At 69.6% G+C, this 22,777-nt stretch carries 23 protein-coding genes; 19 read left to right on the top strand and 4 right to left on the bottom strand.

The window, feature by feature from the left end:
* The first annotated feature begins 9 nt into the window (after positions 1–9).
* The 4 genes from ACFC3F_RS09440 to ACFC3F_RS09425 all read left to right on the top strand — a co-directional run bounded on the left by ACFC3F_RS09440 (position 10) and on the right by ACFC3F_RS09425 (position 2,734).
* Positions 10–252 carry a lipoyl domain-containing protein gene (locus ACFC3F_RS09440; RefSeq protein WP_376128832.1) on the top strand — a complete coding sequence of 81 codons (243 nt, stop codon included), beginning with the start codon at positions 10–12 and terminating at the stop codon, positions 250–252.
* 51 nt (positions 253–303) lie between these two features.
* Positions 304–1,182: a ketose-bisphosphate aldolase gene (locus tag ACFC3F_RS09435; RefSeq protein WP_376128830.1), complete on the top strand. Its 879-nt coding sequence runs from the start codon at positions 304–306 to the stop codon at positions 1,180–1,182.
* Complete coding sequence (locus ACFC3F_RS09430; protein WP_376128828.1) at positions 1,179–1,847, top strand: 2-oxo acid dehydrogenase subunit E2; 669 nt, start codon at positions 1,179–1,181, stop codon at positions 1,845–1,847. The genes ACFC3F_RS09435 and ACFC3F_RS09430 overlap by 4 nt, the downstream gene beginning before the upstream one ends.
* Before the next feature lie 125 nt (positions 1,848–1,972).
* Entirely contained in the window at positions 1,973–2,734 is a 762-nt protein-coding gene (locus ACFC3F_RS09425) for a lipoate--protein ligase family protein (RefSeq protein ID WP_376128826.1), read from the top strand.
* Positions 2,735–2,818: 84 nt separating this feature from the next.
* Here ACFC3F_RS09425 and ACFC3F_RS09420 read toward each other — a convergent pair whose 3' ends face one another.
* The 4 genes from ACFC3F_RS09420 to ACFC3F_RS09405 form a co-directional block, all read right to left on the bottom strand.
* A complete protein-coding gene (locus ACFC3F_RS09420) occupies positions 2,819–3,868 on the bottom strand; it encodes an ABC transporter permease (RefSeq protein ID WP_376128825.1) in 1,050 nt (349 codons plus the stop codon).
* 28 nt (positions 3,869–3,896) lie between these two features.
* Complete coding sequence (locus tag ACFC3F_RS09415) at positions 3,897–5,417, bottom strand: sugar ABC transporter ATP-binding protein (protein ID WP_376128823.1); 1,521 nt, start codon at positions 5,415–5,417, stop codon at positions 3,897–3,899.
* A gap of 66 nt (positions 5,418–5,483) precedes the next feature.
* Positions 5,484–6,491: a substrate-binding domain-containing protein gene (locus tag ACFC3F_RS09410; RefSeq protein ID WP_376128821.1), complete on the bottom strand. Its 1,008-nt coding sequence runs from the start codon at positions 6,489–6,491 to the stop codon at positions 5,484–5,486.
* A 174-nt stretch (positions 6,492–6,665) separates the two neighbouring features.
* Positions 6,666–7,649: a sugar-binding transcriptional regulator gene (locus ACFC3F_RS09405; protein WP_376128819.1), complete on the bottom strand. Its 984-nt coding sequence runs from the start codon at positions 7,647–7,649 to the stop codon at positions 6,666–6,668.
* A 172-nt stretch (positions 7,650–7,821) separates the two neighbouring features.
* On the opposite strand from ACFC3F_RS09405, the gene glpD reads away from it, so the two are divergent.
* The 15 genes from glpD to ACFC3F_RS09330 all read left to right on the top strand — a co-directional run bounded on the left by glpD (position 7,822) and on the right by ACFC3F_RS09330 (position 22,682).
* On the top strand, positions 7,822–9,444 hold the full coding sequence (gene glpD, locus ACFC3F_RS09400) for a glycerol-3-phosphate dehydrogenase (RefSeq protein ID WP_376128817.1): 1,623 nt from the start codon (positions 7,822–7,824) through the stop codon (positions 9,442–9,444).
* 18 nt (positions 9,445–9,462) lie between these two features.
* Entirely contained in the window at positions 9,463–10,965 is a 1,503-nt protein-coding gene (locus ACFC3F_RS09395) for an FGGY family carbohydrate kinase (RefSeq protein ID WP_376128815.1), read from the top strand.
* A 71-nt stretch (positions 10,966–11,036) separates the two neighbouring features.
* Positions 11,037–11,306, top strand: coding sequence for a hypothetical protein (locus ACFC3F_RS09390; protein WP_376128813.1), 270 nt, complete (start codon positions 11,037–11,039; stop codon positions 11,304–11,306).
* Positions 11,303–13,201, top strand: coding sequence for an alpha/beta hydrolase (locus ACFC3F_RS09385; RefSeq protein ID WP_376128812.1), 1,899 nt, complete (start codon positions 11,303–11,305; stop codon positions 13,199–13,201). The genes ACFC3F_RS09390 and ACFC3F_RS09385 overlap by 4 nt, the downstream gene beginning before the upstream one ends.
* Before the next feature lie 3 nt (positions 13,202–13,204).
* On the top strand, positions 13,205–13,708 hold the full coding sequence (locus ACFC3F_RS09380) for a hypothetical protein (RefSeq protein ID WP_376128810.1): 504 nt from the start codon (positions 13,205–13,207) through the stop codon (positions 13,706–13,708).
* A gap of 9 nt (positions 13,709–13,717) precedes the next feature.
* Complete coding sequence (hpt, locus tag ACFC3F_RS09375; protein WP_376128808.1) at positions 13,718–14,269, top strand: hypoxanthine phosphoribosyltransferase; 552 nt, start codon at positions 13,718–13,720, stop codon at positions 14,267–14,269.
* A 249-nt stretch (positions 14,270–14,518) separates the two neighbouring features.
* Complete coding sequence (gene ftsH / locus ACFC3F_RS09370) at positions 14,519–16,528, top strand: ATP-dependent zinc metalloprotease FtsH (protein ID WP_376128807.1); 2,010 nt, start codon at positions 14,519–14,521, stop codon at positions 16,526–16,528.
* Positions 16,529–16,537: 9 nt separating this feature from the next.
* Positions 16,538–17,128, top strand: a complete 591-nt coding sequence (gene folE / locus ACFC3F_RS09365) for a GTP cyclohydrolase I (protein ID WP_376128805.1) — start codon at positions 16,538–16,540, stop codon at positions 17,126–17,128.
* Positions 17,125–17,961 carry a dihydropteroate synthase gene (folP, locus tag ACFC3F_RS09360; RefSeq protein ID WP_376128803.1) on the top strand — a complete coding sequence of 279 codons (837 nt, stop codon included), beginning with the start codon at positions 17,125–17,127 and terminating at the stop codon, positions 17,959–17,961. Before folE ends, folP begins: the two co-directional genes overlap by 4 nt.
* The gene (gene folB / locus ACFC3F_RS09355; RefSeq protein ID WP_376128801.1) at positions 17,934–18,311 is read left to right on the top strand and encodes a dihydroneopterin aldolase; all 378 of its coding nucleotides are present in this window, start codon (positions 17,934–17,936) and stop codon (positions 18,309–18,311) included. The genes folP and folB overlap by 28 nt, the downstream gene beginning before the upstream one ends.
* Entirely contained in the window at positions 18,308–18,838 is a 531-nt protein-coding gene (folK, locus tag ACFC3F_RS09350; protein ID WP_376128799.1) for a 2-amino-4-hydroxy-6-hydroxymethyldihydropteridine diphosphokinase, read from the top strand. Before folB ends, folK begins: the two co-directional genes overlap by 4 nt.
* Positions 18,835–19,326: a DUF3180 domain-containing protein gene (locus tag ACFC3F_RS09345; RefSeq protein WP_376128798.1), complete on the top strand. Its 492-nt coding sequence runs from the start codon at positions 18,835–18,837 to the stop codon at positions 19,324–19,326. The genes folK and ACFC3F_RS09345 overlap by 4 nt, the downstream gene beginning before the upstream one ends.
* Before the next feature lie 196 nt (positions 19,327–19,522).
* Positions 19,523–20,023, top strand: coding sequence for a PH domain-containing protein (locus ACFC3F_RS09340; protein WP_376128878.1), 501 nt, complete (start codon positions 19,523–19,525; stop codon positions 20,021–20,023).
* Positions 20,020–22,008: a PH domain-containing protein gene (locus ACFC3F_RS09335; RefSeq protein ID WP_376128797.1), complete on the top strand. Its 1,989-nt coding sequence runs from the start codon at positions 20,020–20,022 to the stop codon at positions 22,006–22,008. Before ACFC3F_RS09340 ends, ACFC3F_RS09335 begins: the two co-directional genes overlap by 4 nt.
* Positions 22,005–22,682, top strand: a complete 678-nt coding sequence (locus ACFC3F_RS09330; RefSeq protein WP_376128795.1) for a DUF2520 domain-containing protein — start codon at positions 22,005–22,007, stop codon at positions 22,680–22,682. Before ACFC3F_RS09335 ends, ACFC3F_RS09330 begins: the two co-directional genes overlap by 4 nt.
* Positions 22,683–22,777 lie beyond the last annotated feature (95 nt).

The raw sequence follows: 22,777 nt of genomic DNA, 5'->3' as shown, positions 1-22,777 counted from the left end.
GAGAGAACCATGGCACGAGTGGAAGTCCTGCTCCCCCAGTGGGGCATGGGAATGAGCGAAGGCTCGATCATCGAGTGGCACAAGAAGGTCGGCGATCAGGTCACCGAAGATGAGCCGTTGGCCGAAGTCGAGGCAGAGAAGGTCGAAGAGACCCTCGAGGCCCCCGCGACCGGCACCCTGACCGAGATTCTGGTCGAAGAGGGCGACTCCGTCGAGGTGCGCAGCATCGTCGCGATCATCGAGACGGACTGACCCGCACGAGTGTGGATGGGCGAAGAAGCCCGAGAAGGAGATAAGCACATCATGGCTCGAGTCGACCCCCTAGGTCTGATCGCCGCCGCGCAGGCCGGCGGATACGCCGTCGGCGCGTTCAACATGCACAACCCCGAGACGACGCAGGCGCTCATCCGCGCGGCACAGGCCGCAGAGGCGCCGGTCTTCCTGCAGGTAGGCCGGGCCATCGTGCCACACATGGGTCTGCGCGCCGCGTACGAGATGACCCGCCGCGAGCTGGACGCGTCCGGCCTAGAAGCGCCCATCCACCTCGATCACGGAACCTACGACGAGGTGTTCGAGGCGATCCGGCTCGGATTCGACTCGATCATGTTCGACGGTGCCCACCTCGACTTCGAAGAGAACATCCGTGTTACCGCCGAAGTGGTCCGCGTCGCGCACGCCTTCGGGATTCCCGTTGAGGCGGAGCTCGGTCGCATCCCGGATGCCGCAGACGATATCCGCTGGGAGGACTACTACACGAGCGTCGAAGAGGCCGAGCGCTTCGTCGCCGAGACGCGTGTAGACCTGCTCGCGATCTCGGCGGGCGTCATGCACGGGGTGACCGGGATCGAGCCGCAGCCGCTCGACATCGATCGCATCCGGGCGATCCGGGATGCGACCGGGATCCCGCTCGTGCTGCACGGCGCGTCCGGCGTTCCGGTGGACCAGCTCTCTGCCGCGATCGAGGCCGGCGTACACAAGCTCAACGCCGACACCGATCTGCGCCATGCCTTCCGCGCTGGCGTCGAAGGTGTCTGGGCGCAGGGCGACCGGCAGTTCGAAGAGGCCATGGCGGCCGGCCGTGACCGGATGATCGCCGCGACGGTGCAGAAGATGCAGGAGTACGGTTGTGCCGGCCGGGCCGCCAGCTCCTCGACACCTGCCGAAACGGCGGTGCTGGTGTGACCGAGCTGGCCGAAGAGGGCATCGTCGAGCCGCTCAAGGGGATGCGCCGCACCGCGGCGCGCCGAATGGTGCAGGCGTGGGCGGCTCCGGTGTTTCACGTCTCGACCGAGATCGACATGTCCTCGGCACTGCAGGTTCGCACCGTCGAACCGACGGCGAACGTCACCGATGCGATCCTCCGGGCCGTCGCGCGGGCGCTGAAAGAAGTGCCCGACGTCAATGTGCACGTCGCCGAGGACGCGGTCGTGCGCTTCGAGAAGGCCAACGTCGGAATCGCCGTCGACACGCCCAAGGGTCTCGTCGTCCCCGTCGTGCACGATATCTCGGACGGACGTCTTGCCGACATCGCGCGGGCACGCGCCGACGTCGTGGCGCGCGCCCGAGATGGAGCCCTAACGCGCGACGACATCACTGGCGGCACGATCACCGTCTCAAACCTCGGCATGATGGGCGTCACTCGCTTCGACGCAATCCTCAATGTCCCTCAAGCGGCCATTCTCGCCGTCGGCGCGACGGTGCAGCGCTTCGTGCATCGCGACGGCGACGGCGTGTGGGCTCCGATCGCCGAGTTCACCCTCACGTGCGACCATCGTGCCCTTGACGGCGCGACCGGTGCCCGGTTCCTCACTGCACTCAAGAGCGCGCTCGAGGAGCCGCTCTCCTGACCCGCCGCGGCGAGTCTGCCCCGCTGCGCCCCGCACCGACGCGTTCCACGCGGCACCGGTGCGGGGTGCATGCTATTCACGGTGGCCCGCCGCCGGCATTGTCGGGCAACGAGTCGGAGACGCAGATGAATCTGGACGGCCTGCAGCACCCTCGGCTGCATGCGGCATCCACCACCGTGGTGCGCCAGCGACTCCCCCCGCGAGCCGGGGAGCGGGCCGCCGAAGACGAGGCACTGACCTCGCTCGACGTGCTTTATGCCCTTGCCGAGCACAGGGCGCCAGAACGTCTTGTGCGGGTCTTCCGCCCTGCCCCGACACTCGCCTTCAGCCGGCGCGAGAGCCTGCACCCCGGCTTCGCCGCCGCAGAGCGGGCCGCACGCAACGCGGGCTACGAGCCGATCATCCGGCCGGCCGGCGGGCGCGCCGTCGCCCTGGACCCCGACTGGGTCGTGCTCGACATCGTGACCCTCGAACCGCAGCGGCTCGACAACCGCGACGTGTTCGTCGAGCACGGCGAGGAGTTCGTCGCGCTCCTTCGTGAGTGGGGAGTCGACGCGCGGTTCGGTCCCGTTCCCGGGGAGTACTGTCCCGGTGACTACAGCGTCAACGCTCGCGGGAGCGTGAAGCTCGTAGGCGCCGCACAGCGGGTCGCGCGCGGAGTGCGCCTGTACAGCGCGAGTCTTCCGCTTCGTGTGACGGATGCCGCCGCCGACGTGCTCGCCCGGGTCAATCCTCTGCTCGAGCTCGACTGGGACCCCACGACGCTCGGCTCACTCGCCGACGAGATCGACATGACGGATGCTGCCGTCGAAGACGCCCTGCTCTCGCGCTTCGCCGGCAGCGATGTCGTCGAGCGACCCCTCGAAGCGATCCTGCGTGGCGTCTGATCCGGCCGCGCGCTGACACCGAGCACGCAAAAGGACGTCCCCGCCGGTTCCGGCGGGGACGTCCTTTTGCGTGGGGGAGCGGTGCTATCTTCCGCCGCTTTGAGCCTTCGAGGACTGGCGGTCGGTCATGACGGCCGCGACGATGACGGCACCGAGGACGACGGGCTGGAGGTTCGGCGAGACGCCCAGCAGCGACATCCCGTTGTTCAGCACGCCGATGATGAGCAGACCGACGAACGTGCCGAGCACCGAACCGGTGCCACCGGCGAGGCTTGCGCCACCGATGACGACGACGGCGATGACGTTCAGCAGGTCGGCGGTGCCGGCTGTCGGCTGTGCGGAGTCGAGGCGCGACGTGACCAGAAGACCGGCGACGGCGGCGAGGAATCCGGCCAGCGTGTAGACCACGAGCTTCGTACGGCGCACGTGGATGCCCGAGAGCCGTGCGACCTCTTCGTTGCCGCCGATCGCGTACAGCGCGCGACCGCCGGGGCGGAACCGCAGCCAGAAAGCGGCGATGAGGAAGACCGCGACGAGGATGATCCCCTGGATCGGGATTCCCAGGACGCTCATGCGGGTGATGGCGGTGAACCACGACGGGAAGCCGTTGACCGTGTTTCCGCCGGTGATGAAGACGGCCAGACCCGTCGCGGCCGACATCGTGGCCAAGGTCGCGATGAACGGTTGCAGCCTGCCATAGGTGATCAGGATGCCGTTGAGCAGACCGATTCCGGCGCCGGTCGCGAGCCCGAGCACGACGGCGAGCTCGAACGGCAGACCCGAATAGCTGTACAGGTAGGCCATCACCATCGAGCTGAGCGCGAGGACGGCGCCGACGGACAGGTCGATGCCGGCGACGATGATGACCATCAGCGCACCGACCGACATGACGCCGATCGCCGAGATCTGGGTCAGGATGTTCAGCAGGTTTCGCGAGGTCAGGAAGTACGGCGACAGGAACGACAGCAGCACGAAGATCACGACGAGGCCCACCAGTGGGCCGGGGATCTTCGACATCACGCGTCGGAAACGGCTGTCGCCGGAGCCGCCGTCGCTGGGAACGGTGCGCTGCGCGACCGTCGCTGGGCTCGGGCTCGCCGGATCGGTCGAGGTCGAGGGTTCGGAAACGCTCATCGTCTCATCTCCTGGAACAGGTTCGGGTTCAAATGTGGGCTGTCTCGGCGTGCTGGGGCAGCGCGAGACGCATGACGGCTTCGGGGGTGGCCGCTTCGCGGTCGAGGATTCCCTGCTGGCGCCCGCCCGACATGACGAGCACTCGGTGGGACAGCCCGAGGACTTCCTCGAGCTCGGACGAGACGACGATGACGGCGACGCCCTCTTCGGCCAGGCGACCGATGGCGGCGTAGATCGTCATCTTGGCACCGACGTCGACTCCGCGCGTGGGCTCATCGAGGATGAGCACCTTGGGCTTCTCGATGAGCCACTTCGCGAGCAGGACCTTCTGCTGGTTGCCTCCGGACAGGCGACCGACCGCGACGTCGGCCTGGCCGCGGATGTCAAGCTCGGCCCGGTGCTCGCGGTAGGTCTTGGCGAGCTCCTTGTGAGTGACGATGCCCCGGCGTGACAGCTGCTTCTGCCACGGGAGGGTCATGTTCTCGGTGCTGTCCCGGTCGAGCAGGAGACCCTGCGACTTGCGGTCTTCGGGCACCATCGCGATTCCGGCTTTGATGCCGTCGCGCGGGTTGCGGATGCGGACGACCTTGCCGTCGACGCGGATCTCGCCGGTGTCGGCGCGATCCGCTCCGGCGATCGCGCGGACCACTTCGCTGCGGCCGGCTCCGACGAGGCCGGCGATGCCGAGGATCTCACCGGCCCGGACTTCGAAATCGATGCCCTCGAAGGCGCCTTCCCGACCCAGGCCCGAGACCTGGATGACGGTCTTCTCGGCGGCGGGGGGAGGGGTGTCGTGGCCGTAGGTGAAGTCACGACCCACCATTGCGCGGACGATGTCGTCACGGGGCACGTCTCCGGTGTCCCAGCGTGCCGCCTCGTGCCCGTCACGAAGGCAGAGGATCGCGTCGGAGAGGCGGGTGATCTCTTCGATCCGGTGCGAGATGTAGACGATTCCTGCTCCGGCGGCCTTGAGCGCCTCGATCTGATCGAAGACTCGGGCCGTCTCGGACTTGCCGAGCGAAGCAGAGGGCTCGTCGAAGATGATGTAGCGCGGGTCACGACTGAGCGCACGCGCGATCTCGATCTCCTGCTGAGCGGCGATCGAGAGGTCGCCCACTCGCTGGCGGGGGCTCATTCGCGATCCGAGACGGCTGAGCACGGCTTCGGTGTCGGCGTGCAGGCGGTCGCGATCGATGGCGCCCCGCTTGAGCGGCAGGCGCCCGATGAAGATGTTCTCGGCGACCGACAGCTCGGGCACCATCCGGATCTCCTGGTGGATGAGGACCACACCCGACCGCAGTGCGTCACCGGGCGATCGCGGGTCGTAGACCTCGCCGTCGATCATCATCGAGCCCTCGTCGGGCTGGACGAGGCCGGCGATCATTCCCGAGGTCGTCGACTTTCCCGCACCGTTCTCGCCGACCAGGCCGAGCACGGACCCGGGCGTCAGGGTGATGTCGATGTCTTTGACGACGGTGACACCGCCGTAGCGCTTCGTCAGGCCCGTGCACACGAGACCCGTCGCGGGGGATGCTGCGCGTTCAGCCATGGGGTTGTTCCTTCCGGACGGGTGGTGCGGCGCACATTGCACCGCACCACCCGGTAGAAATACGGGCTACTTCGTGCCCACGTTCGGACCGTAGAACTTCGTCGGGTCGTTCTCGGCGACGTTGGCCTCGTTGACCAGCACGGCATCCTGGTACTGCTCGGCGGGGATGTCGTCACCCTCGCCCTCGAGAAGCGCGATGGCGTTCTCGACAGCGAGCTGACCCATCATGTAGGGCTGCTGGGCCATCGTGGCCTGAGTGAGCCCGTCGGCGATCGCCTGGAACATCGTCGGGAAGCCGTCGATGCCCACGAAGAACATCCCGTCGCGGCCGGCCTGCTGCGCAGCCTTGGCCGCACCCATCGCCATGGCGTCGCTCTCGCCGAAGATCGCCTTGAGGTTCGGGTGAGCCGTCAGGATGTTCTGCGACGCCTCGAATGCCTGGGTCTCGTCCCAGCCGGCGCTCTCCCACTGCACATCGATGACACCGGGGTTCTCGTCGAGTGCCTTCTGGCAGCCCTCGGAGCGCTGCAGCTCTGCCGTCGAACCGAGCGGCCCCTGCAGGACGGCGATCTCACCCTCGTTGTCGAACTGCTCGAACATCCAGGTGCACACCTCGTAGGCGGCCTTGACGCTGTCGGTGGCGATGAACGTGCGGATCTCCGCGTCCTCGGTCTCGGGCTTCTGGTCCACCGCGACCACGGGGACGCCCGCGTCGTTCGCGAGGCGCACGCCGGCGGCGGCAGCGGTGGCGTCCTGGGGAGTGTAGATGAGCACGCCGACCTGCTGGGTCAGCAGGTTCTGCACCTGGTTGACCTGGCGGTTGGCGTCGTTGTCGGCCGACTCGACGATGAGCTTGTACCCCGCCTCTTCGGCGGCGGCCTTCATGCCGTCGACGGCGGCGATGTAGAAGAGCGACTTCTGGTCGGCCACCGAGACGCCGATCACCTTCGAGTCGATGGGTCCGCCGTCCGTGCCTCCGCCGGATTCCGTCGTGCTGCATCCGGCGAGGCCGAGCGCGGCGATCGCGAGTCCTGCGAGGAGTGCGGCCCCGCGACGCTTGCTGTGAGTGGTCATTCGTTTCTCCTTCGAAACCTTGGTGAAGGTGGCATCTGAATAGCTATGCGAGTATCGAATGTAGATGCCGTTGGAGCGATGCTAAGCGCCGCCCCGCCGGGTGTCAAGCGTCTGGCGTGGCTGTGGGGAGGCGCGCCGAGTGGACCCCGATGGGGGGTGGTCGACGCGTAGGGATCAGGCCGCTGAGGGGCCTTTGGAGAGAAGGTAGCGAGCTGTCTCCTCGTCGGTCACGAGGACATTGATCCATCCGCCGCGGACGGCGGCGAGCACGGCGTCGTGCTTGCCGGCGCCGCCAGAGACGCCGATGCGCCGCTCGGCGCGGCGGATCTCGTCGAGGCTGACACCGAGCACGAGTTCGTCGAGCTCGCTCGCGATCGGCTGACCGTCGGCATCCATGAATCGAAGGTTGATCTCGCCGACGGCGCCGAGTGAGCGTACGTAGTCGAACTGCTCCTGCGTGAAGAAGTTGTCGCCGCCGACGAGCGGGGGCACGATGGTGCAGTTGCCGATGCCGACCAGGGCGATGTCCAGTTCGGGCATCGTCTCGAGCGCGCGGCGCGCATGCGGATCACTTGCCAGGATGGCGTCGCGCATCTGGGGTGTCGGGACGACGCCGGGAACGCGCAGGAACAGCGCTTCTGCATCGGTCAGCTGGGCCAGTCGCTCAGTGGCAACCGTTGCTTCGTGCTGAATGGCCGGTTGTCCGACGCCGCCGAGAAGCTCGACGACTGCCCGTGCCTTGGCCCGGGGGAAGCGCTGCAGGTTGGCCACGAAGCTGCGCAGCGAGCGGCTCCAGGATGTGAAGCCGATGGTCTTGCCGTCGATCGGCGCCAGCTGGAAGATCGGGGCGAGGGCCCGCCCGACGTGGTCAGTGCGTTCCCGCTCGGACTCGTCGATCGCGTCGACGATGTGCGCCTCGAGTAGACCGAAGGCCTGCTCCAGGCTCTGTTCGAGGTCGGCGTTGAGCCCCGCAGGTGGCACGACGATCGTGCGAACGATTCCGGCGTCTTCGGCTGATGAGAGCAGGCGTGAGACCCGCGCCTGAGAGAGGCCCAGTGTGCGCGCGATCTCCGTCTGCACCATTCCGCGCGTGTGGTAGAGGTGCGAGACCTTCGTCATCATGCGCTGGCCGTCGGGGTCGTTGCGGTCCTGGGGCATCGATCGCCTTTCCTGTCTCCGCCTGGGATCTGAGTCATTCTGTCAGACTGGAGCGGGCATCTCGGGTCCTCGCGGTCCCTTCGCCCCGTTCCCCTCGGCGGTTCACGCGCTACACTAGTGGAAGGTCATTCAGTTAACGACTGAATATTCACGCCATCGTCGAGGAGGCATTGTGACCAAGACTGGACAGCTCACGTACGACGTCGTCGTGATCGGCGCGGGGATCAACGGGCTCGGCATCGCCCGCGATGCCGCTGAGCGGGGCCTGTCTGTCGCACTGGTGGAGCAGGAGGACTTCTGCGCGGGCGTATCGGCCTGGTCTGGCCGGCTTGTGCACGGCGGACTGCGGTACCTCGAGCGCGGCGACATCGGCTTGGTACGCGAATCTCTTCGAGAGCGCGAGCTGCTGTTCCGGGTCGCGCCGCACCTGGTCAAGCCGGTCCGCCTCATCATGCCCTTCTACTCGCGCAACACGCGCCCGTCGTGGATGATCCGGCTCGGCATGCTCGCCTATGACGTGCTCTCGGCTGACAAATCGGTGCCGTGGCACCGCATCCTCTCGACCCGCACCGTCAAAGCCCGCTTCCGAGGAATGACAGAGTCGGGACTCAGCGGCGCCGCCCTGTTCACCGACGGACAGGTCGAATACGCCGAACGGCTGTGCACCGAGCTCGCCGTCGCCGCAGCCGATGCCGGCGCGCGAATCTTCATCCACACGAAGGCGGTCGGGGTCCTCCGCGACGGTACCGCGGTGACGGGCATCCGCGTCCGCTCTTCCGACGGTGTCGAACGCGACCTGCGCGCGCGGCTCACGATCAACGCGGGAGGGCCGTGGGTCGACGCGGTCTTGGCGGGCGACGGCGGTGCTCCGGTGGCATCCCCCCGTCTCATCGGCGGAGCGAAGGGCAGCCACATTATCGTCGATCCGTTCCCGGGCGCGCCCCGAGACGTCGTGTACTACGAGTCGCAGACGGACGGGCGCCTGGTGCTCGTCATCCCATGGATGGGGCGCTACCTCATCGGCACGACCGACATCAAGTACGACCTGGATCCGGATTCGGCGCGCGCGGACAGCTCGGAGATCGACTACCTGCTCTCTGAGGCGAATACGCTCATGCCCGAGGCCCACCTCACGGTCGACGACGTGCTTTACACCTACAGCGGTGTGCGACCGTTGCCGTACGCTCCCGACACACCGGAGTGGAAGGTGCCCCGCAGCCACATCGTCCGCGACCACGCGAAGGATGGATACCCCGGCGTCCTGTCCATCGTCGGCGGAAAGCTCACGACGTACCGGCAGCTCGCCGAAGACGCTACGGACATCGCCGTGAAGAAGCTTCGTGCGCGAGCACCCAAGAAGCCGATCAGCAGACAGCAGCCCTTCCCCGGTGCGCGTGCGGCGGATCTCGCGGCGTTCGAGCGGGCGTTCCTCGCCAACGACGTGCTCGACCGCGATACGTCGCATCGCCTATGGGCTCTGTACGGCACGCGCGCTCAACGCGTGCTCGAGATCGCGCAGGCCGACCCCGCGCTGGCCGAGCGCTTCGACCCGGAGAGCTCCGCGATCGCCGCCGAACTGGTTTTCGCGGTCGACCACGAGTTCGCCGAGACGCTCACGGACGTCTTCGCCCGCCGCACCCTGCTCGCATTCGAGCCGGGCCACGGCCTGGGCGGGGCGGAGCGCGCCGCGGAGATTCTGGCACCCCATCGTGGGTGGGACGATACGCGGCGCTCAGCCGAGATTGCGGGCTACCGTGAATGGCTCGATCACCTGCGCGTTCCCGAGCGCGCCTGACTCGAAATGGAGTCCGCCGTGACCGGCAGATATGTCGTCGCCCTCGACGAGGGATCCAGCAGCGCCCGCGCGATCGTCATCGACGACGCAGGTCGCACCGTCGGTGAAGCGTCGGCGCCGGTCGCCACGATCTTCCCGCGCGAAGGGTGGGTCGAGTTCGACCCACAGGAGATGTGGGACGCACCGCGCCGCTCGCTCGTCCTCGCGCTCGAGCGTGCCGGCATCACGGCGGCCGATGTCGCCGCTGTCGGGGTGACGTCGCACCGAGAAACCATCGTGATGTGGGACCGCTCGACGGGGGTGCCCGTCTACAACGCCGTGACCTGGATGTCGAAGCAGACCGACGACATCGTGCGAGAGTGGTCCGAGCGCGGCCTCGACGACGAGTTCCGCTCGCGCACCGGCGTGCGCAACGACTCCTTCTATTCGGCGCCGAAGATCGCCTGGCTGTTGCGCCACGTTCCCGGAGTGCGCGAGCGCGCGGAGCGCGGTGAGCTAGCCATCGGCACTCCTGACACGTGGATGCTGTGGAACCTGACGGGCGGCACGGCGCATCGCACCGAGCCCAGCGCGGCGTCCCGCACGGGGCTCATGAGCCTCGCGCGCGCCCAATGGGACGAAGAGTTCTGCGCGATGCTCGACATCCCCACGAGTCTGCTGCCCGAGATCGTGCCGTCCGCAGGCTGGTTCGGCGACGTCGCGCACGACGTGCTTCCGGCGCCGCATCCCGTTCCCGTGACCGCCGTCCTCGGCGACCAGCAGGCGGGGCTGTTCGGCCAGGCCTGCCTCGAAGCCGGCAGTGCCAAGAACACCTTCGGAACGGCTGGGGTGCTGACGGTGAACATGGGCGACGTGCCGCGCACTCTGCCGGGCATGTGCAGCAGCGTCGCGTGGCAGTTCGGCGACAAGGTGACCTACGAAGCGGAGGGCGTCGTCTTCCACAGCGGACAGACGATCCAGTGGCTCCGCGACCGTCTGGGCATCCTCTCGGATGCGGGCGACAGTGAGGCCGTCGCATCCAGCGTGCCCGACACGGGCGGGGTCTATCTCGTGCCGGGATTCGCCGGGCTGTTCGACCCGCACTGGGATCGCAACGCTCGGGGGGCCATCGTGGGCCTCACGCTCGAGTCCTCGGCGGCGCACGTCGTGCGTGCGGGGATCGAGGCGATGGCGTACCAGACACGCGACAACGTCGACAATCTGCGTCGCCATGGCGTCGAGATCCCGATGCTCAAGGTCGACGGTGGGGCGACACGAAACGATCTGCTGTGCCAGTTCCAGGCCGACATCCTCGGCATTCCGGTCTCGCGGCCGGTCGGTCTCGAGCGCACGGCGCTGGGCATCGCCCACCTCGCCGGCAGCGAAGTGGGCATGTGGGCGCGGGATGACATCCACGACCGGTGGCAGCTCGAGCGCATCTTCGAGCCACTCATGCCGGCTGAGCAGCGCGAAGAGCTGTACCGGGGCTGGTCCGATGCCGTCGCGGCGGTCCGAGGGCTGCCGCCCCGCGTCCGCGCCTAGATTGTCCGGCCGGAAGCGACATGGGCATTCCTCCCCATGGGACCGCTCGTGCGAATGAATAGTCTGGGCTCGTGCCAGATGTGCAGTACAGCGACTCCGACTTCACCACCGCGGTGACGGAGTTGCGCGCGGCGGCGGCCCGCGCAGCCGACGGAGCGCGCCCCGACAACGCCGTCGTGAAGTCCGACGTCGTCGAGGCGGCGCTCGGCGACGTCGACGAGCTCGTCCGGGCCGCGATGGACGCCCTGTCCGAAGCGGGCGACGAGCTCGCGACCGACACGGGCATCGTGCACAGCGAACTGCAGCGCACCGACGCCGAACTCGCGGGAGGTGGCGCATGAGCCTTCCCGGAATCGATCAGGATCCGGCGCAGGGCGATGCCGGCGGCATCCGCGATCTGGCGAGCCTGTTCCGCTCCCGCTCGACCGCGCAGCGCGACCGCAGCGCCGCCTCGGGCCGCGCGCTCGCCGCCCTCGGGCCCGTCATCGCCGAGAGCGCCGAGGCGCTTCGCCCCCGCATCACGGTGCTGTCCGAACGGTTCACCCGCACTTCGGATGCCGCCGATTCGGCAGCGGGGATCCTCGACGACTACGCCACCTCACTCGAAGACCTGCAGGCCCGCGCCGCCGCAGCGCTCGCCACGGCGCAGACCCGGTACGACGCGATCTGGGCGCGGCGCGGCGAAGCACTCAACCAGGCGTCCGAGACGATCGTCGGCTGGGCCCTCGGGTGGGACGACGTGTTGCCCGACTGGCTCTACCTCGACAAGCCCCACTACCTCGCACGCTGGCGGGGCGCGATCGAGTCGTACCGCACGGCGCAGTCCGCCTACAACGACCTGCAGGTCGAGCGCGACGAGCTCGACAGTGCGACCGCGGCTCGGCTGCGCAGCATCCACCTCGTCGCCGAACTTACGAACGACGGCCGGATCGGTCGCGGCGGCTATTTCGCGTCGGCGGCACTGTGGGCCGAGGACACCGACTCGATCACGGCCGAGCAGCTGGCGGGCCTCGGTGATCCGCACCTCATCCGTCAGGTGTGGGACAGCCTCGACCGCGCCCAGCGCGATGCGCTCATCGAGGCGTCGCCGAAGATCATCGGCAACCTCGACGGCATCCCGATCGCCGACCGGGTCACGGCGAACCACATCAACATCGAAGACGAGATCCGCGCCCGTCAGGCCGAGATCGAGCGCATCGAACAGATGCGCGCTGACGCGAAGGACCGCGCCTATTACGGTCACGACGGCATCGACGCCGAGTACGACAAGCTCGTCGCCGAGCAGCAGACGCTCATCGACTACTACGAGGGACTGCTGACACAAGAAGTGCGCTTCATCGACGAGAACGGTGTGCCGAGCTCGTACACGGGGTCGCGCGTCGTCGTCTTCGACCCGGCGCAGAGTGCGATCGCGACCTACCACGGGCCGATCGACCCCGAGACGGGGGACATCCCGTCGTGGGTCACGTCGGTGGCGATCTCGGTGCCCGGCACGGGCGCGAACATGACCGACTTCGCCGACGACCGTGCCGCCGATCTGTACCAGGCGGCGGGCTCGACATCGGCGGTCTTCCAGTGGGCGGGCGGGCCCTTCCCGCAGGACATCCCGGCCGCGATGGACCCCTCTTACTCCCACGCGCTCGCCCCCAGGCTGCGCGACTTCGCGGGGGGAATCGTCACACCGACGGGCTCGACCCTGACGGTGCTCGGCCACAGCTACGGCGGCGCGACCGTCGGACTCGCCGAGCAGGCCGGCCTCAAGGCCGACCGCATCCTCTACGTCGCGGCGGCGGGCATGGGCGACGGCGTCTCGGGCGTGAGCGACTTCCCGCACACCTCCGGCGTGCCGCACTATGCGCTGATGAGCCGCAACGACGGCGTCGTGGGCCTCATCCAGGGCAACGCCGGCGACCTGCACGCCCTGCACGGCCAGTCGACGCTCACCGCCGGCGGCGTCATCCGGCTCGAGACGGGCATGATCGACGGCAGCGACCTGGGCAGCACCGACATCGAAGACCACAACGTGCCGGGCAACTGGATGCCGCCCGCGATCGACAGCCACAGCTCGGTCTTCACACCGGGGTCGACGTCGTTCAATAACATGGTCGCCGTGATCACGGGCGGACAAGTCGAGCTCTTCGCCCCCGACGAGGTCATCGTCACGTCGGGTGGCGTCGTGACGATCGACGGCATCGACCTCAGCACCTACTCGCCCACCTATACACAGGTCGAGTGACGGATGCGACGACTCATCGCCGTCCTCGCGACGGCCGCCCTCGCCCTCATCCTCGGAGGTTGCAGCATGACGACGACGAGCAGACTCGACGAGTACGCCGCAGCGACCGACGCGCTCATGGCCGACACGGTCGCCGTGATCCCCGCCGACCTCGTCGACGAGGTCGGGTTCTCCGAGTCCGAACCGCGCTACGAGTCGCCCCTGGGTGCCGGGTCGGCAGAGGATGCCGCGTGGTGGCAGGCGCTCGAGAGCATCGTGCTCGTGTCGCAGTCCGACGCGTCGGCCGATGCCGCCGCCGCGATCACCGAGCACCTCGTCACCAATGGGTGGACGACGTCGCGCGTGCGCGAGACCGACGGCGGCCGCCGGATCGCCGACGGCTTCCGCCGCGAGATCGACGGGGGCGACTGGTACATCGAACTCACGTGGGTGATGACCGCGCCCGACAAGGCCGAGGTCGTCGAGGTGCTCGTCGTGAGTCCCCAGACCGTGCGCGGCGACGCCTAGACTCGTCGCATGCGGGCTGCGGACATCCAGAGCGAACTGACCGAGATCCTCCTCACCCAGGAGGAGATCCACGAGAAGCTGCAAGAGGTCGCGGATCGCGTCGCAGAGGATTACGCCGGCAAGGATCTGCTGCTGGTCGGTGTACTCAAGGGCGCCATCATGGTCATGGCCGACTTCTCGCGGGCGCTGCCGATGACGGCACCGATGGACTGGATGGCCGTGTCCTCGTACGGCACGGGCACGAAATCGAGCGGCGTCGTCCAGATCCGCAAGGACCTCGACACCGATCTGCACGACAAGCACGTGCTGATCATCGAGGACATCATCGACTCGGGCCTGACCCTCAGCTGGCTGCTCGAGAACTTCGAAGCTCGTGGTGCGGCATCCGTCGAGGTGTTCGCGCTGCTGCGCAAGCCCGAGGCCGCGAAGGTCGAGGTGCGCTGCAAGTACGTCGGGTTCGACATCCCGAACGAGTTCGTCATCGGCTACGGCCTCGACTACGCCGAGCGCTACCGCAACCTGCGCGACGTCGCGATCCTCGCGCCCCACGTCTACAGCTGACGCCAGTCGAGAGCGATGCGCGGGCCCGCGCATCGCGACCCTTCGACAAGCTCAGGGACCGGGCGGGCTCAGGGACCGGGCGGGGTCAGGGGCCGCGACAAGCTCAGGGGCCGGTGGGTGGGGTACGCCGTGGGCGAATGCACAGGATCGGCATAGCGTGCCCGCGATACCCTGAAAACACTGTCGCGGGGACACGTGCGCCCTTTTCGACGGTTCGTTCGACGAAAGGGACCGGCGCTCGCCGTCACCATGAAGGCCAAGAAGCTCACCCGCAATCCGTTCGTGTACGTCGTGCTCATCGGCGTGCTGCTCATCGTGGGCTTCACGCTCATCTCGAGTCTCGGCGGGGCGAAGCAGATCACGACGCAGCAGGGTCTCGAGCTTCTGCGCGGCAGCACCGTGACCGAGGTGACGACGACCGACGGCGACCAGCGCGTCGACATGGCGCTGTCCAAGCCCTTCGAGGGCGCGAACGACGTGCAGTTCTACTACGTCTCCGCCCGTGCCGACGAGGTCGTCTCGGCGATCAACGCCGCGAACCCCAAGGACGGCTTCAACGACGCCGTCCCGCGAGCGTCGTGGTTCGACGGCATCCTCTCGCTGATGATCCCGATCCTGCTGCTGGGTCTGCTGTTCTGGTTCCTCATGTCCAGCGCGCAGGGCGGCGGGTCGAAGGTCATGCAGTTCGGCAAGTCGCGTGCGAAGCTCGTGACGAAGGAGATGCCGCAGGTCACGTTCCAGGACGTCGCCGGCTCGGATGAGGCGCTCGAAGAGCTGCAGGAGATCAAGGACTTCCTCAAGGACCCCGCGAAGTTCCAGGCCGTCGGAGCCCGGATCCCCAAGGGCGTGCTGCTGTACGGCCCGCCCGGAACGGGTAAGACGCTTCTCGCGCGCGCGGTCGCGGGCGAGGCCGGCGTGCCGTTCTACTCGATCTCGGGCTCGGACTTCGTCGAGATGTTCGTCGGCGTCGGCGCATCGCGCGTGCGCGACCTGTTCACGCAGGCGAAGGAGAATTCCCCCGCCATCATCTTCATCGACGAGATCGACGCCGTCGGCCGTCACCGTGGCGCCGGAATGGGCGGCGGGCACGACGAGCGCGAGCAGACGCTCAACCAGATGCTCGTCGAGATGGACGGCTTCGACCCCAAGGTCAACGTCATCGTCATCGCGGCGACGAACCGCCCCGACATCCTCGACCCGGCTCTGCTGCGTCCGGGCCGCTTCGACCGCCAGATCGGCGTGGACGCCCCCGATCTTCAGGGCCGCAAGCGCATCCTTGAGGTGCACGGCCGCGGTAAGCCGCTCGCCGACAGCGTCGACCTCGAGGTCGTCGCCCGCAAGACTCCCGGCTTCACGGGCGCCGACCTCGCGAACGTCCTCAACGAGGCGGCACTGCTCACGGCGCGAAGCAACGCCCAGCTCATCGACAACCGCGCGCTCGACGAGGCGATCGATCGCGTGCTCGCCGGCCCGCAGCGGCGCACCCGCGTCATGAAGGACAAAGAGAAGCTGATCACGGCCTACCACGAGGGCGGCCACGCGCTCGCGGCCGCGGCGATGAACCACACCGACCCGGTCACGAAGGTCACGATCCTCCCGCGCGGCAAGGCGCTCGGCTACACGATGGTGCTGCCGCTCGATGACAAGTACTCGATCACACGCAACGAGCTGCAGGACCAGCTCGCCTACGCGATGGGCGGCCGCGTCGCCGAGGAGATCGTCTTCCATGACCCCACGACCGGCGCCTCGAACGACATCGAGAAGGCGACGGGCATCGCGCGCAAGATGGTGACCGAGTACGGCATGACGATGGACGTCGGACCGGTCAAGCTCGGACAGTCGTCGGGCGAGGTCTTCATGGGCCGCGACATGGGTCACGGCCGTGACTTCTCGGAGCGCATCGCCGAACGCGTCGACGCCGAGGTGCGCGCGCTCATCGAGCAGGCGCACAACGAGGCGTACGAAGTGCTCAACGCCAACCGCGACGTGCTCGACAAGCTCGCCCTCGAGCTGCTCGAGAAGGAGACGCTCGACCACCTGCAGCTCGCCGAGATCTTCAAGGACATCAGGAAGCTGCCGCCCCGCCCGCAGTGGCTCTCGAGCGAGCAGCGGCCCGTGTCGCAGCTGCCGCCCGTCGACGTGCCTCGCCGCCGCGAAGACGCGGGGCTCGCGGCATCCGTCGAGTCGGATCCGCAGGCCGCCGCCGAGAAGTCGGCGACGCGCCGTCCTGCCGGTCAGGCGCGTCCCGCGACCGCGTAGGCTCGCGGCGTGGCCGTCGATCGTGAGCGCGTCGCGGGTCTGGTCCGCGAGCTTCTCGAGGCGATCGGGGAGGACCCCGATCGTGCGGGCCTGCGCGTGACGCCGCAGCGCGTCGCCGACGCGTACGCCGAGTTCTTCTCGGGAGTGGGGCAGGATGCCGCCGCGCCGCTCGCGCACACGATCTCGGTCGCACGCGGGCCGGCACCGGACACCCTGCCGTCCGGTGCCGTGATGCTGCGCGACATCCGCTTCCGCTCGGTGTGCGAGCACCACCTGCTGCCGTTCCGCGGGCGCGCGCACATCGCGTACCTGCCCGGGGAGCAGGTCGTGGGCCTCGGCGCATTGCCCAAGGTCGTCGACATCCTCGCATCGCGCCCGCAGGTTCAGGAGCGTCTGGGCGAGCAGATCGCCGACACGATCTCGGGGTCGCTCGACACGCGCGGCGTGCTGGTCGTGCTCGACGCGTCGCACGAGTGCGTCACGATGCGCGGGGGGCAGCAGGCGGATGCCACGACCGTCACGATCGCGGCGCGCGGCGAGTTCGCCGATGCCGCGGCCCGCACCGAGATCATGGTGCTCGTGGGGGCGACGCGCGAATGACCCTCGTCATGGGGATCGTCAACGTGACCCCCGACTCGTTCAGCGACGGCGGGCGTCACCACGACGCCGATGCCGCGGTCGCGCACGGTCTGCGGCTGCTCGCCGAGGGCGCCGACCTGCTCGACGTGGGCGGCGAGTCCACACGTCCCGGCGCGGAGCGCGTCGAGGCCGCCCTCGAGCGCGAGCGCGTGCTGCCCGTCGTCGCGGCGCTCGCCGAGGCCGGCGCCATGATCAGCATCGACACCCTGAACGCGTCGACGGCGCTCGCGGCGATCGATGCCGGAGCGCGCATCGTCAACGACGTCTCGGGGGGCCTTGCCGACCCCGACATGCTCGCGGCCGTCGCCGCGACCGACACCGACATCGCCCTCGGGCACTGGCGCGGACCGTCGGCCGACATGTACGCGCGTGCGACCTACGACGATGTCGTGGCCGATGTGCTCGACGAGCTGCGCGAGCGGGTCGCGGCGGCCGGTGCCGCCGGCATCCCGCCCGCGCGCGTCATCGTCGACCCGGGCATCGGGTTCGGCAAGCGCGGCGCGCAGAACTGGACCGTGCTGCGCGCCACCGAGCGTGTCGCGGGGCTCGGGCACCGTGTGCTCATCGGCACGAGTCGCAAGGGATTCCTCGCCGAGACGCTCGCGACGGACTCGGACGCGCCGATCGGGCAGGAGCGCCGCGACCTCGCGACAGCCGTCACGAGCGTGCTCGCGGCACAGGGCGGTGCGTGGGCCGTGCGCGTCCACGACGCCGCGGCGACGCGCGATGCCCTGCGCATCGCCGCCGCGTGGGAAGGAGACGATCGATGGACGCCGTCGACGAGATCACGCTGACGGGAGTGCGCGCGTTCGGGCGCCACGGGGTGTATCCCGATGAACGCCGCGACGGGCAGGAGTTCGTCGTCGACGTCACGATGAGGGTGGATGCCGCGCGCGCGGCCGCGTCGGACGACGTGGCCGACACCGTGCACTACGGCGAGCTCGCCGAACGCCTCGTCGAGATCGTCGAGGGCGACCCCGTCGATCTCATCGAGACCCTCGCGAGCCGCATCGCCGACGACGTGCTGGCGCACGATCTCGTGCAGGGAGTCGTCGTCACGGTGCACAAGCCGAACGCGCCGATCACGGTGCCGTTCGCGGATGTCTCCGTCACGGTGCGCCGCGGAACGTCGGGATCACGATGAGCCGCCGTCTCGCGCAGGGCATCGAATCGGCCCCCGCCCCCGCCGGGCCGACGGTCGACGCCGTCGTGGCCCTCGGCGCGAACCTCGGCGACCGCGCCGCGACGCTCGCCAAGGCGATCGAGGGGCTCGCTCGCCTTCCGCTCACGGGCGACGTGCGGGCGTCTGCCCCCGTCGAGTCCGTCGCCGTGAAGCCCGAGGGTCCGGATGACGCCGCGCCCGCCTACCTCAACGCGGTCGCGCTGCTGCGCACCCGGCTCGCGCCCTCGGTGCTGCTGTCGTACCTGCACGCGATCGAGGCAGCGCACGGCCGCGAGCGTCGCGCGCGCTGGGACGACCGGACGCTCGACCTCGACCTGATCGCCTACGGCGACCTGGCGAGCGACGACCCGCAGCTGACGCTGCCGCACCCGCGGGCAGCCGAGCGCGACTTCGTGCTCATCCCGTGGCTCGCGGTCGCGCCCGATGCCGTCCTGCCCGGCCGCGGTCGCGTCGACGAACTGCTGGCACGCCTGCGGGGGCGGGCGTGAAGCGCACGGGCGCGGGCGTCCTCATCGGCGCGGCTGTGCTGGGCGCGGCGAGCGGATTCGCGCTCGACCAGGCGCTCACGGCCGCGGGCCGGCCGACCTTCACGCCCGCCGTGACGCTGCCGATCCTGCTCATCTGCCTCGCGGGGCTGGTGCTCGCCCTGGCGATCCCCATCCGCCGCGCGACGCGGGGGGCGACCGGGGTCATCGTGAATCCGTTCCGCGCGCTGCGCACCGCGATGCTCGCGAAGGCGTCGAGCATCGTCGGCGCCGCGCTCGGCGGTTTCGGCGCCGGTCTCGGCGTCTTCCTCGTGACCCTGCCCGTGACGCCCTCGCTAGGCTCGACGGGTACCGTCATCGCGACGGCCGCCTGCGGGGTGCTGCTCATGGCGGCAGCGCTCGTGGCGGAGCACCTGTGCACGATCCGGAAGGACCACGATGACGAACAGCCCGGAGGCGACGACCCCGGACTCGAACCCCGCGCACACTGACGCCGCACCCGCGACGCCGGTCGAGAGCGCGACGGCGGCGCCCGTTCCCGTCGCGGACGCGGAATCGGCTCCGAGTTCGGCGAGTGCTCCGGCCCCGGCGACCCGGGCCGAGCGGCGGGCTGCCGCCGCGGCATCCGAGGCCGAGAGTGTGCCGTACGGGCCCGACGCGACCCTCGACGAGGGCACGTTCGATCGCATCAAGGAGCCGCGCGCCGAGGGTCGGCTGCCGCTCGGCGACGGCACATGGCACCAGCTCGCACGGCAGTACGTGCGCGTGCAGCTCATCGTCACGGGGTTCTTCCTCGCGCTCGTCGTCGCCGCGATGCTCGTGCTCGGGCTCGTGCTGAACCAGGTCTGGGTGTGGATCCCGGGCGGCATCGGCACGGCGCTGCTGATCTTCACGCTCGTCATCACACCCCGTCAGGCCCGCTCGTACGGCTACCAGCTCCGCCGCGACGACCTCGTGTTCCGCCGCGGCATCCTGTGGCAGCGGGTCGTCGCCGTGCCGTACGGCCGCATGCAGCTCGTCGACATCACGCACGGCCCCCTCGACCGCGGATTCGGCATCGCCCAGCTCAAGCTCGTCACGGCCGCGGCCGCCACCGGCGTCACGATCCCCGGGCTGACGCAGGATGCCGCCGAGCGTCTGCGCAACACCCTGATCGACGTCGCCGAAACCCGCCGGACCGGACTGTGACGGGCATCCCCGCCGAAGGTCCGCCGCCCCCCGCCCGCCGCCTGGTGCGGTCGCCGCTGAGCGATGGCGAATGGCACCGGATGCACCCGCTCACGCCCCTGCTGCGCGGCGGGTTCGCCCTCGTCGTCGTGGCCGGCATCATCATCGCGAACTTCCGCGACCGGCTCATCGAGCTGTTCCTGCCCGCGATGGACGGCTACGGCGACTATTCCGGCGACCCCATCGACTGGGTGGTGTCCAACGACCTGCTGCTGGTGGCCCTGTTCGCCGTGCTCGGCGTCGTGATCCTGCTGATCGGGGTCTTCTACGTGTCGTGGCGGTTCCACACGTTCCGCATCACGGGCGATGACGTCGAGGTGCGCAGCGGCGTGCTGTTCCGCACGCACCGCCGAGCGCCGCTGGACCGCGTTCAGGGGGTCAACCTCACGCGCCCCATGATCGCTCGGCTGCTCGGGCTCGCCAAGCTCGAAGTCGTCGGCGCGGGCCTGGACTCCAACGTCAAGCTCGAGTACCTGTCGACGCCGAACGCCGAGGCCGTGCGCGCCGACATCCTGCGGCTCGCCTCGGGTGCGCAGCTCGGCGACGCCGCGCCGGATGCCGCCGGCCCGAGCGGATCGCGCGTCTCCGCCGCGGCATCCATCGTCAGTGCCGGCATCTCGGGGATCATCGACGGTGCGGACCAGTCCGACGTCGAACCCGAATCGGTCGTGCACATCCCCGTGGGGCGGCTCATCGGGTCGCAGCTGCTGAGCGGTTCGACCATCGCGCTCGTGCTCGCGATCATCGCGATCATCGTCGGATCGATCTTCGGTACGCCGTGGATCCTCTTCGGCATGGTGCCCGCCGCCATCGGCTTCGGGGCGTACTGGGCGCGCAGCATCACGCGGTCGCTGCGCTACTCGATCGCACCGACCTCGAGCGGCGTGCGCATCACGTTCGGGCTCTTCACGACCATCACCGAGATCCTGCCGCCCGGCCGCGTGCACGCCGTGCAGGTGTCGCAGTCGATCCTGTGGCGTCGGTTCGGCTGGTGGGCCGTCTCGGTCAACCGGCTGTCGGGCCGCAGCGCGACCGATGTCAATTCCGATCAGTTCGCGACGGTGCTGCCGGTCGGCACCCGTGCCGACGTCGAGCGCGTGCTCGGGCTCCTGCTGCCCGGGTTTCCGCAGGACGACTGGCCGCTCGTCATCGAGCAGGGGCTGCTGCGCCCGAGCGCCGACGACCCGTTCACCACGACACCCCGGCGGGCGCGTCTGCTGCGCCCCCTCTCGTGGCGGCGGAACGGCTTTCAGCTCACGCCGCACGCCCTCCTCGTGCGTCGCGGCGCCATCTGGCGCAAGCTCGGGATCTTCCCCCTCGCGCGTCTGCAGAGCGTCGCGATCGCGCAGGGTCCCGTCGACCGGCGCCTGCGGATCGCGAACCTGCAGCCGCACACGATCCTCGGCCCCGTCTCCGGGGCGCTCGGGATCATCGACCGCGATGCCGTGCTCGACGTGTTCGGCGAGGTGATCGCCGCGGCGAACGCGGCCGCCGCCGTCGACAGCAGTCACCGGTGGGCGGGGAGAGCGTCGGCCCTGGCGGACCAGGTCGCGGCGGAGTCGGCGGATGCCGGGCCCGGCACGTGGGCGCCCGGCGCCGGGGCGGGTGGACCGGTGGTCACGCCCGACGGCGGTGCGCCGACGTTCGCCGAGGCGGGGCCTGCCGCGGGTGCGGGGGCTGCCGCGGGTGCGGGGCCTGCCGCGGAGGCGGGGCCTGCCGAGGATGCAGGGTCGTCTCAGGGTGCGGGGCCTGCCGCGGAGGCGGGGCCTGCCGAGGGGGCCGGGTTGCCCCAGGCCGACGCGTGGGCGCCGGTCTCTGCCGTGGCGGCACCCGACCGCGTCGTGCCGGACTCCGCCGATGCCGCGGCTGTCGAGGTCAGCGCCGGCGAGGCCGAGGCGCAGGACGCGGCCGGTGCGGACGGCGAGGCCGAGGAGCCGCGCGCATGAATCGCGACGGCAGGCTCGGGGTCGGCATCATCGGCTCGGGTCGCGTCGGCCCGATCGTGGGACTCGCGCTCGCGGGCGCCGGTCACGCGCTCGTCGGGGTGACGCGCGGCTCGGACGACGCCCGCGTCGAGGCGCTCCTGCCCGGCGTGCCCCTGCTCGATCCGCTCGAGGTCGTCAGGCGAAGCGAGCTCGTCGTGATCGCCGTGCCGCACGACCAGCTCGCCGGTCTCGTGGCCGGTCTCGCCGACGTCGGCGCGTGGCAGGCCGGGCAGCTCGTGCTGCACACGGATCCGGCCGAGGGAACCGGCATCCTGGGTCCCGCTGTCGCCGGCGGCGCGATCCCGCTCGCGGTGCATCCGGCGATCGCGTTCACCGGCACGTCGATCGACCTGCGCCGTCTCGCGGGCGGCTTCGCCGCCGTCACGGCACCCGCGCCCGTGCTGCCGATCGGGCAGGCGCTCGCCGTCGAGCTGGGCTGCGAGCCCGTCGTCATCGCCGAGGCCGACCGGGCGGCGTACGCCGAGGCGATCGCGACGGCCACCGACTTCTCGCGCTCGATCGTGCGTCAGTCCACGTCGCTGCTCGCCGCCGTCGGCGTCGAGAACCCGGGCTCGTACCTCTCCACGCTCGTCCACGCGACGATCGACGACGCCCTCACCTCCGGCCCCGCCTGACCCCTTCCCGGGGGGCTGGAAACGCGGGCCCCGCCCCCGGGGGGGGGCCCCCCGGGCGGGGGGGCCGGGGGGGGGCAGGGGGGGGTGGGGGGGGC

The organism is Microbacterium sp. NPDC055910 (assembly GCF_042271185.1).
GTDB lineage: Bacteria > Actinomycetota > Actinomycetes > Actinomycetales > Microbacteriaceae > Microbacterium.
This window is presented reverse-complemented; position numbering and strand designations above follow the sequence as displayed.

Excerpts from the sequence above, each read along its gene's own strand:
- ACFC3F_RS09440 (WP_376128832.1), top strand. The coding sequence starts at position 10 with ATGGCACGAGTGGAAGTCCTGCTCCCCCAGTGGGGCATGGGAATGAGC.
- folK (WP_376128799.1), top strand. The coding sequence starts at position 18,308 with ATGAGCCGCCGTCTCGCGCAGGGCATCGAATCGGCCCCCGCCCCCGCC.
- ftsH (WP_376128807.1), top strand. The coding sequence starts at position 14,519 with ATGAAGGCCAAGAAGCTCACCCGCAATCCGTTCGTGTACGTCGTGCTC.
- ACFC3F_RS09415 (WP_376128823.1), bottom strand. The coding sequence starts at position 5,417 with ATGGCTGAACGCGCAGCATCCCCCGCGACGGGTCTCGTGTGCACGGGC.
- ACFC3F_RS09330 (WP_376128795.1), top strand. The coding sequence starts at position 22,005 with ATGAATCGCGACGGCAGGCTCGGGGTCGGCATCATCGGCTCGGGTCGC.
- ACFC3F_RS09425 (WP_376128826.1), top strand. The coding sequence starts at position 1,973 with ATGAATCTGGACGGCCTGCAGCACCCTCGGCTGCATGCGGCATCCACC.
- ACFC3F_RS09385 (WP_376128812.1), top strand. The coding sequence starts at position 11,303 with ATGAGCCTTCCCGGAATCGATCAGGATCCGGCGCAGGGCGATGCCGGC.
- ACFC3F_RS09420 (WP_376128825.1), bottom strand. The coding sequence starts at position 3,868 with ATGAGCGTTTCCGAACCCTCGACCTCGACCGATCCGGCGAGCCCGAGC.
- ACFC3F_RS09435 (WP_376128830.1), top strand. The coding sequence starts at position 304 with ATGGCTCGAGTCGACCCCCTAGGTCTGATCGCCGCCGCGCAGGCCGGC.
- ACFC3F_RS09405 (WP_376128819.1), bottom strand. The coding sequence starts at position 7,649 with ATGCCCCAGGACCGCAACGACCCCGACGGCCAGCGCATGATGACGAAG.
- folB (WP_376128801.1), top strand. The coding sequence starts at position 17,934 with ATGGACGCCGTCGACGAGATCACGCTGACGGGAGTGCGCGCGTTCGGG.
- hpt (WP_376128808.1), top strand. The coding sequence starts at position 13,718 with ATGCGGGCTGCGGACATCCAGAGCGAACTGACCGAGATCCTCCTCACC.
- ACFC3F_RS09410 (WP_376128821.1), bottom strand. The coding sequence starts at position 6,491 with ATGACCACTCACAGCAAGCGTCGCGGGGCCGCACTCCTCGCAGGACTC.
- folP (WP_376128803.1), top strand. The coding sequence starts at position 17,125 with ATGACCCTCGTCATGGGGATCGTCAACGTGACCCCCGACTCGTTCAGC.
- ACFC3F_RS09380 (WP_376128810.1), top strand. The coding sequence starts at position 13,205 with ATGCGACGACTCATCGCCGTCCTCGCGACGGCCGCCCTCGCCCTCATC.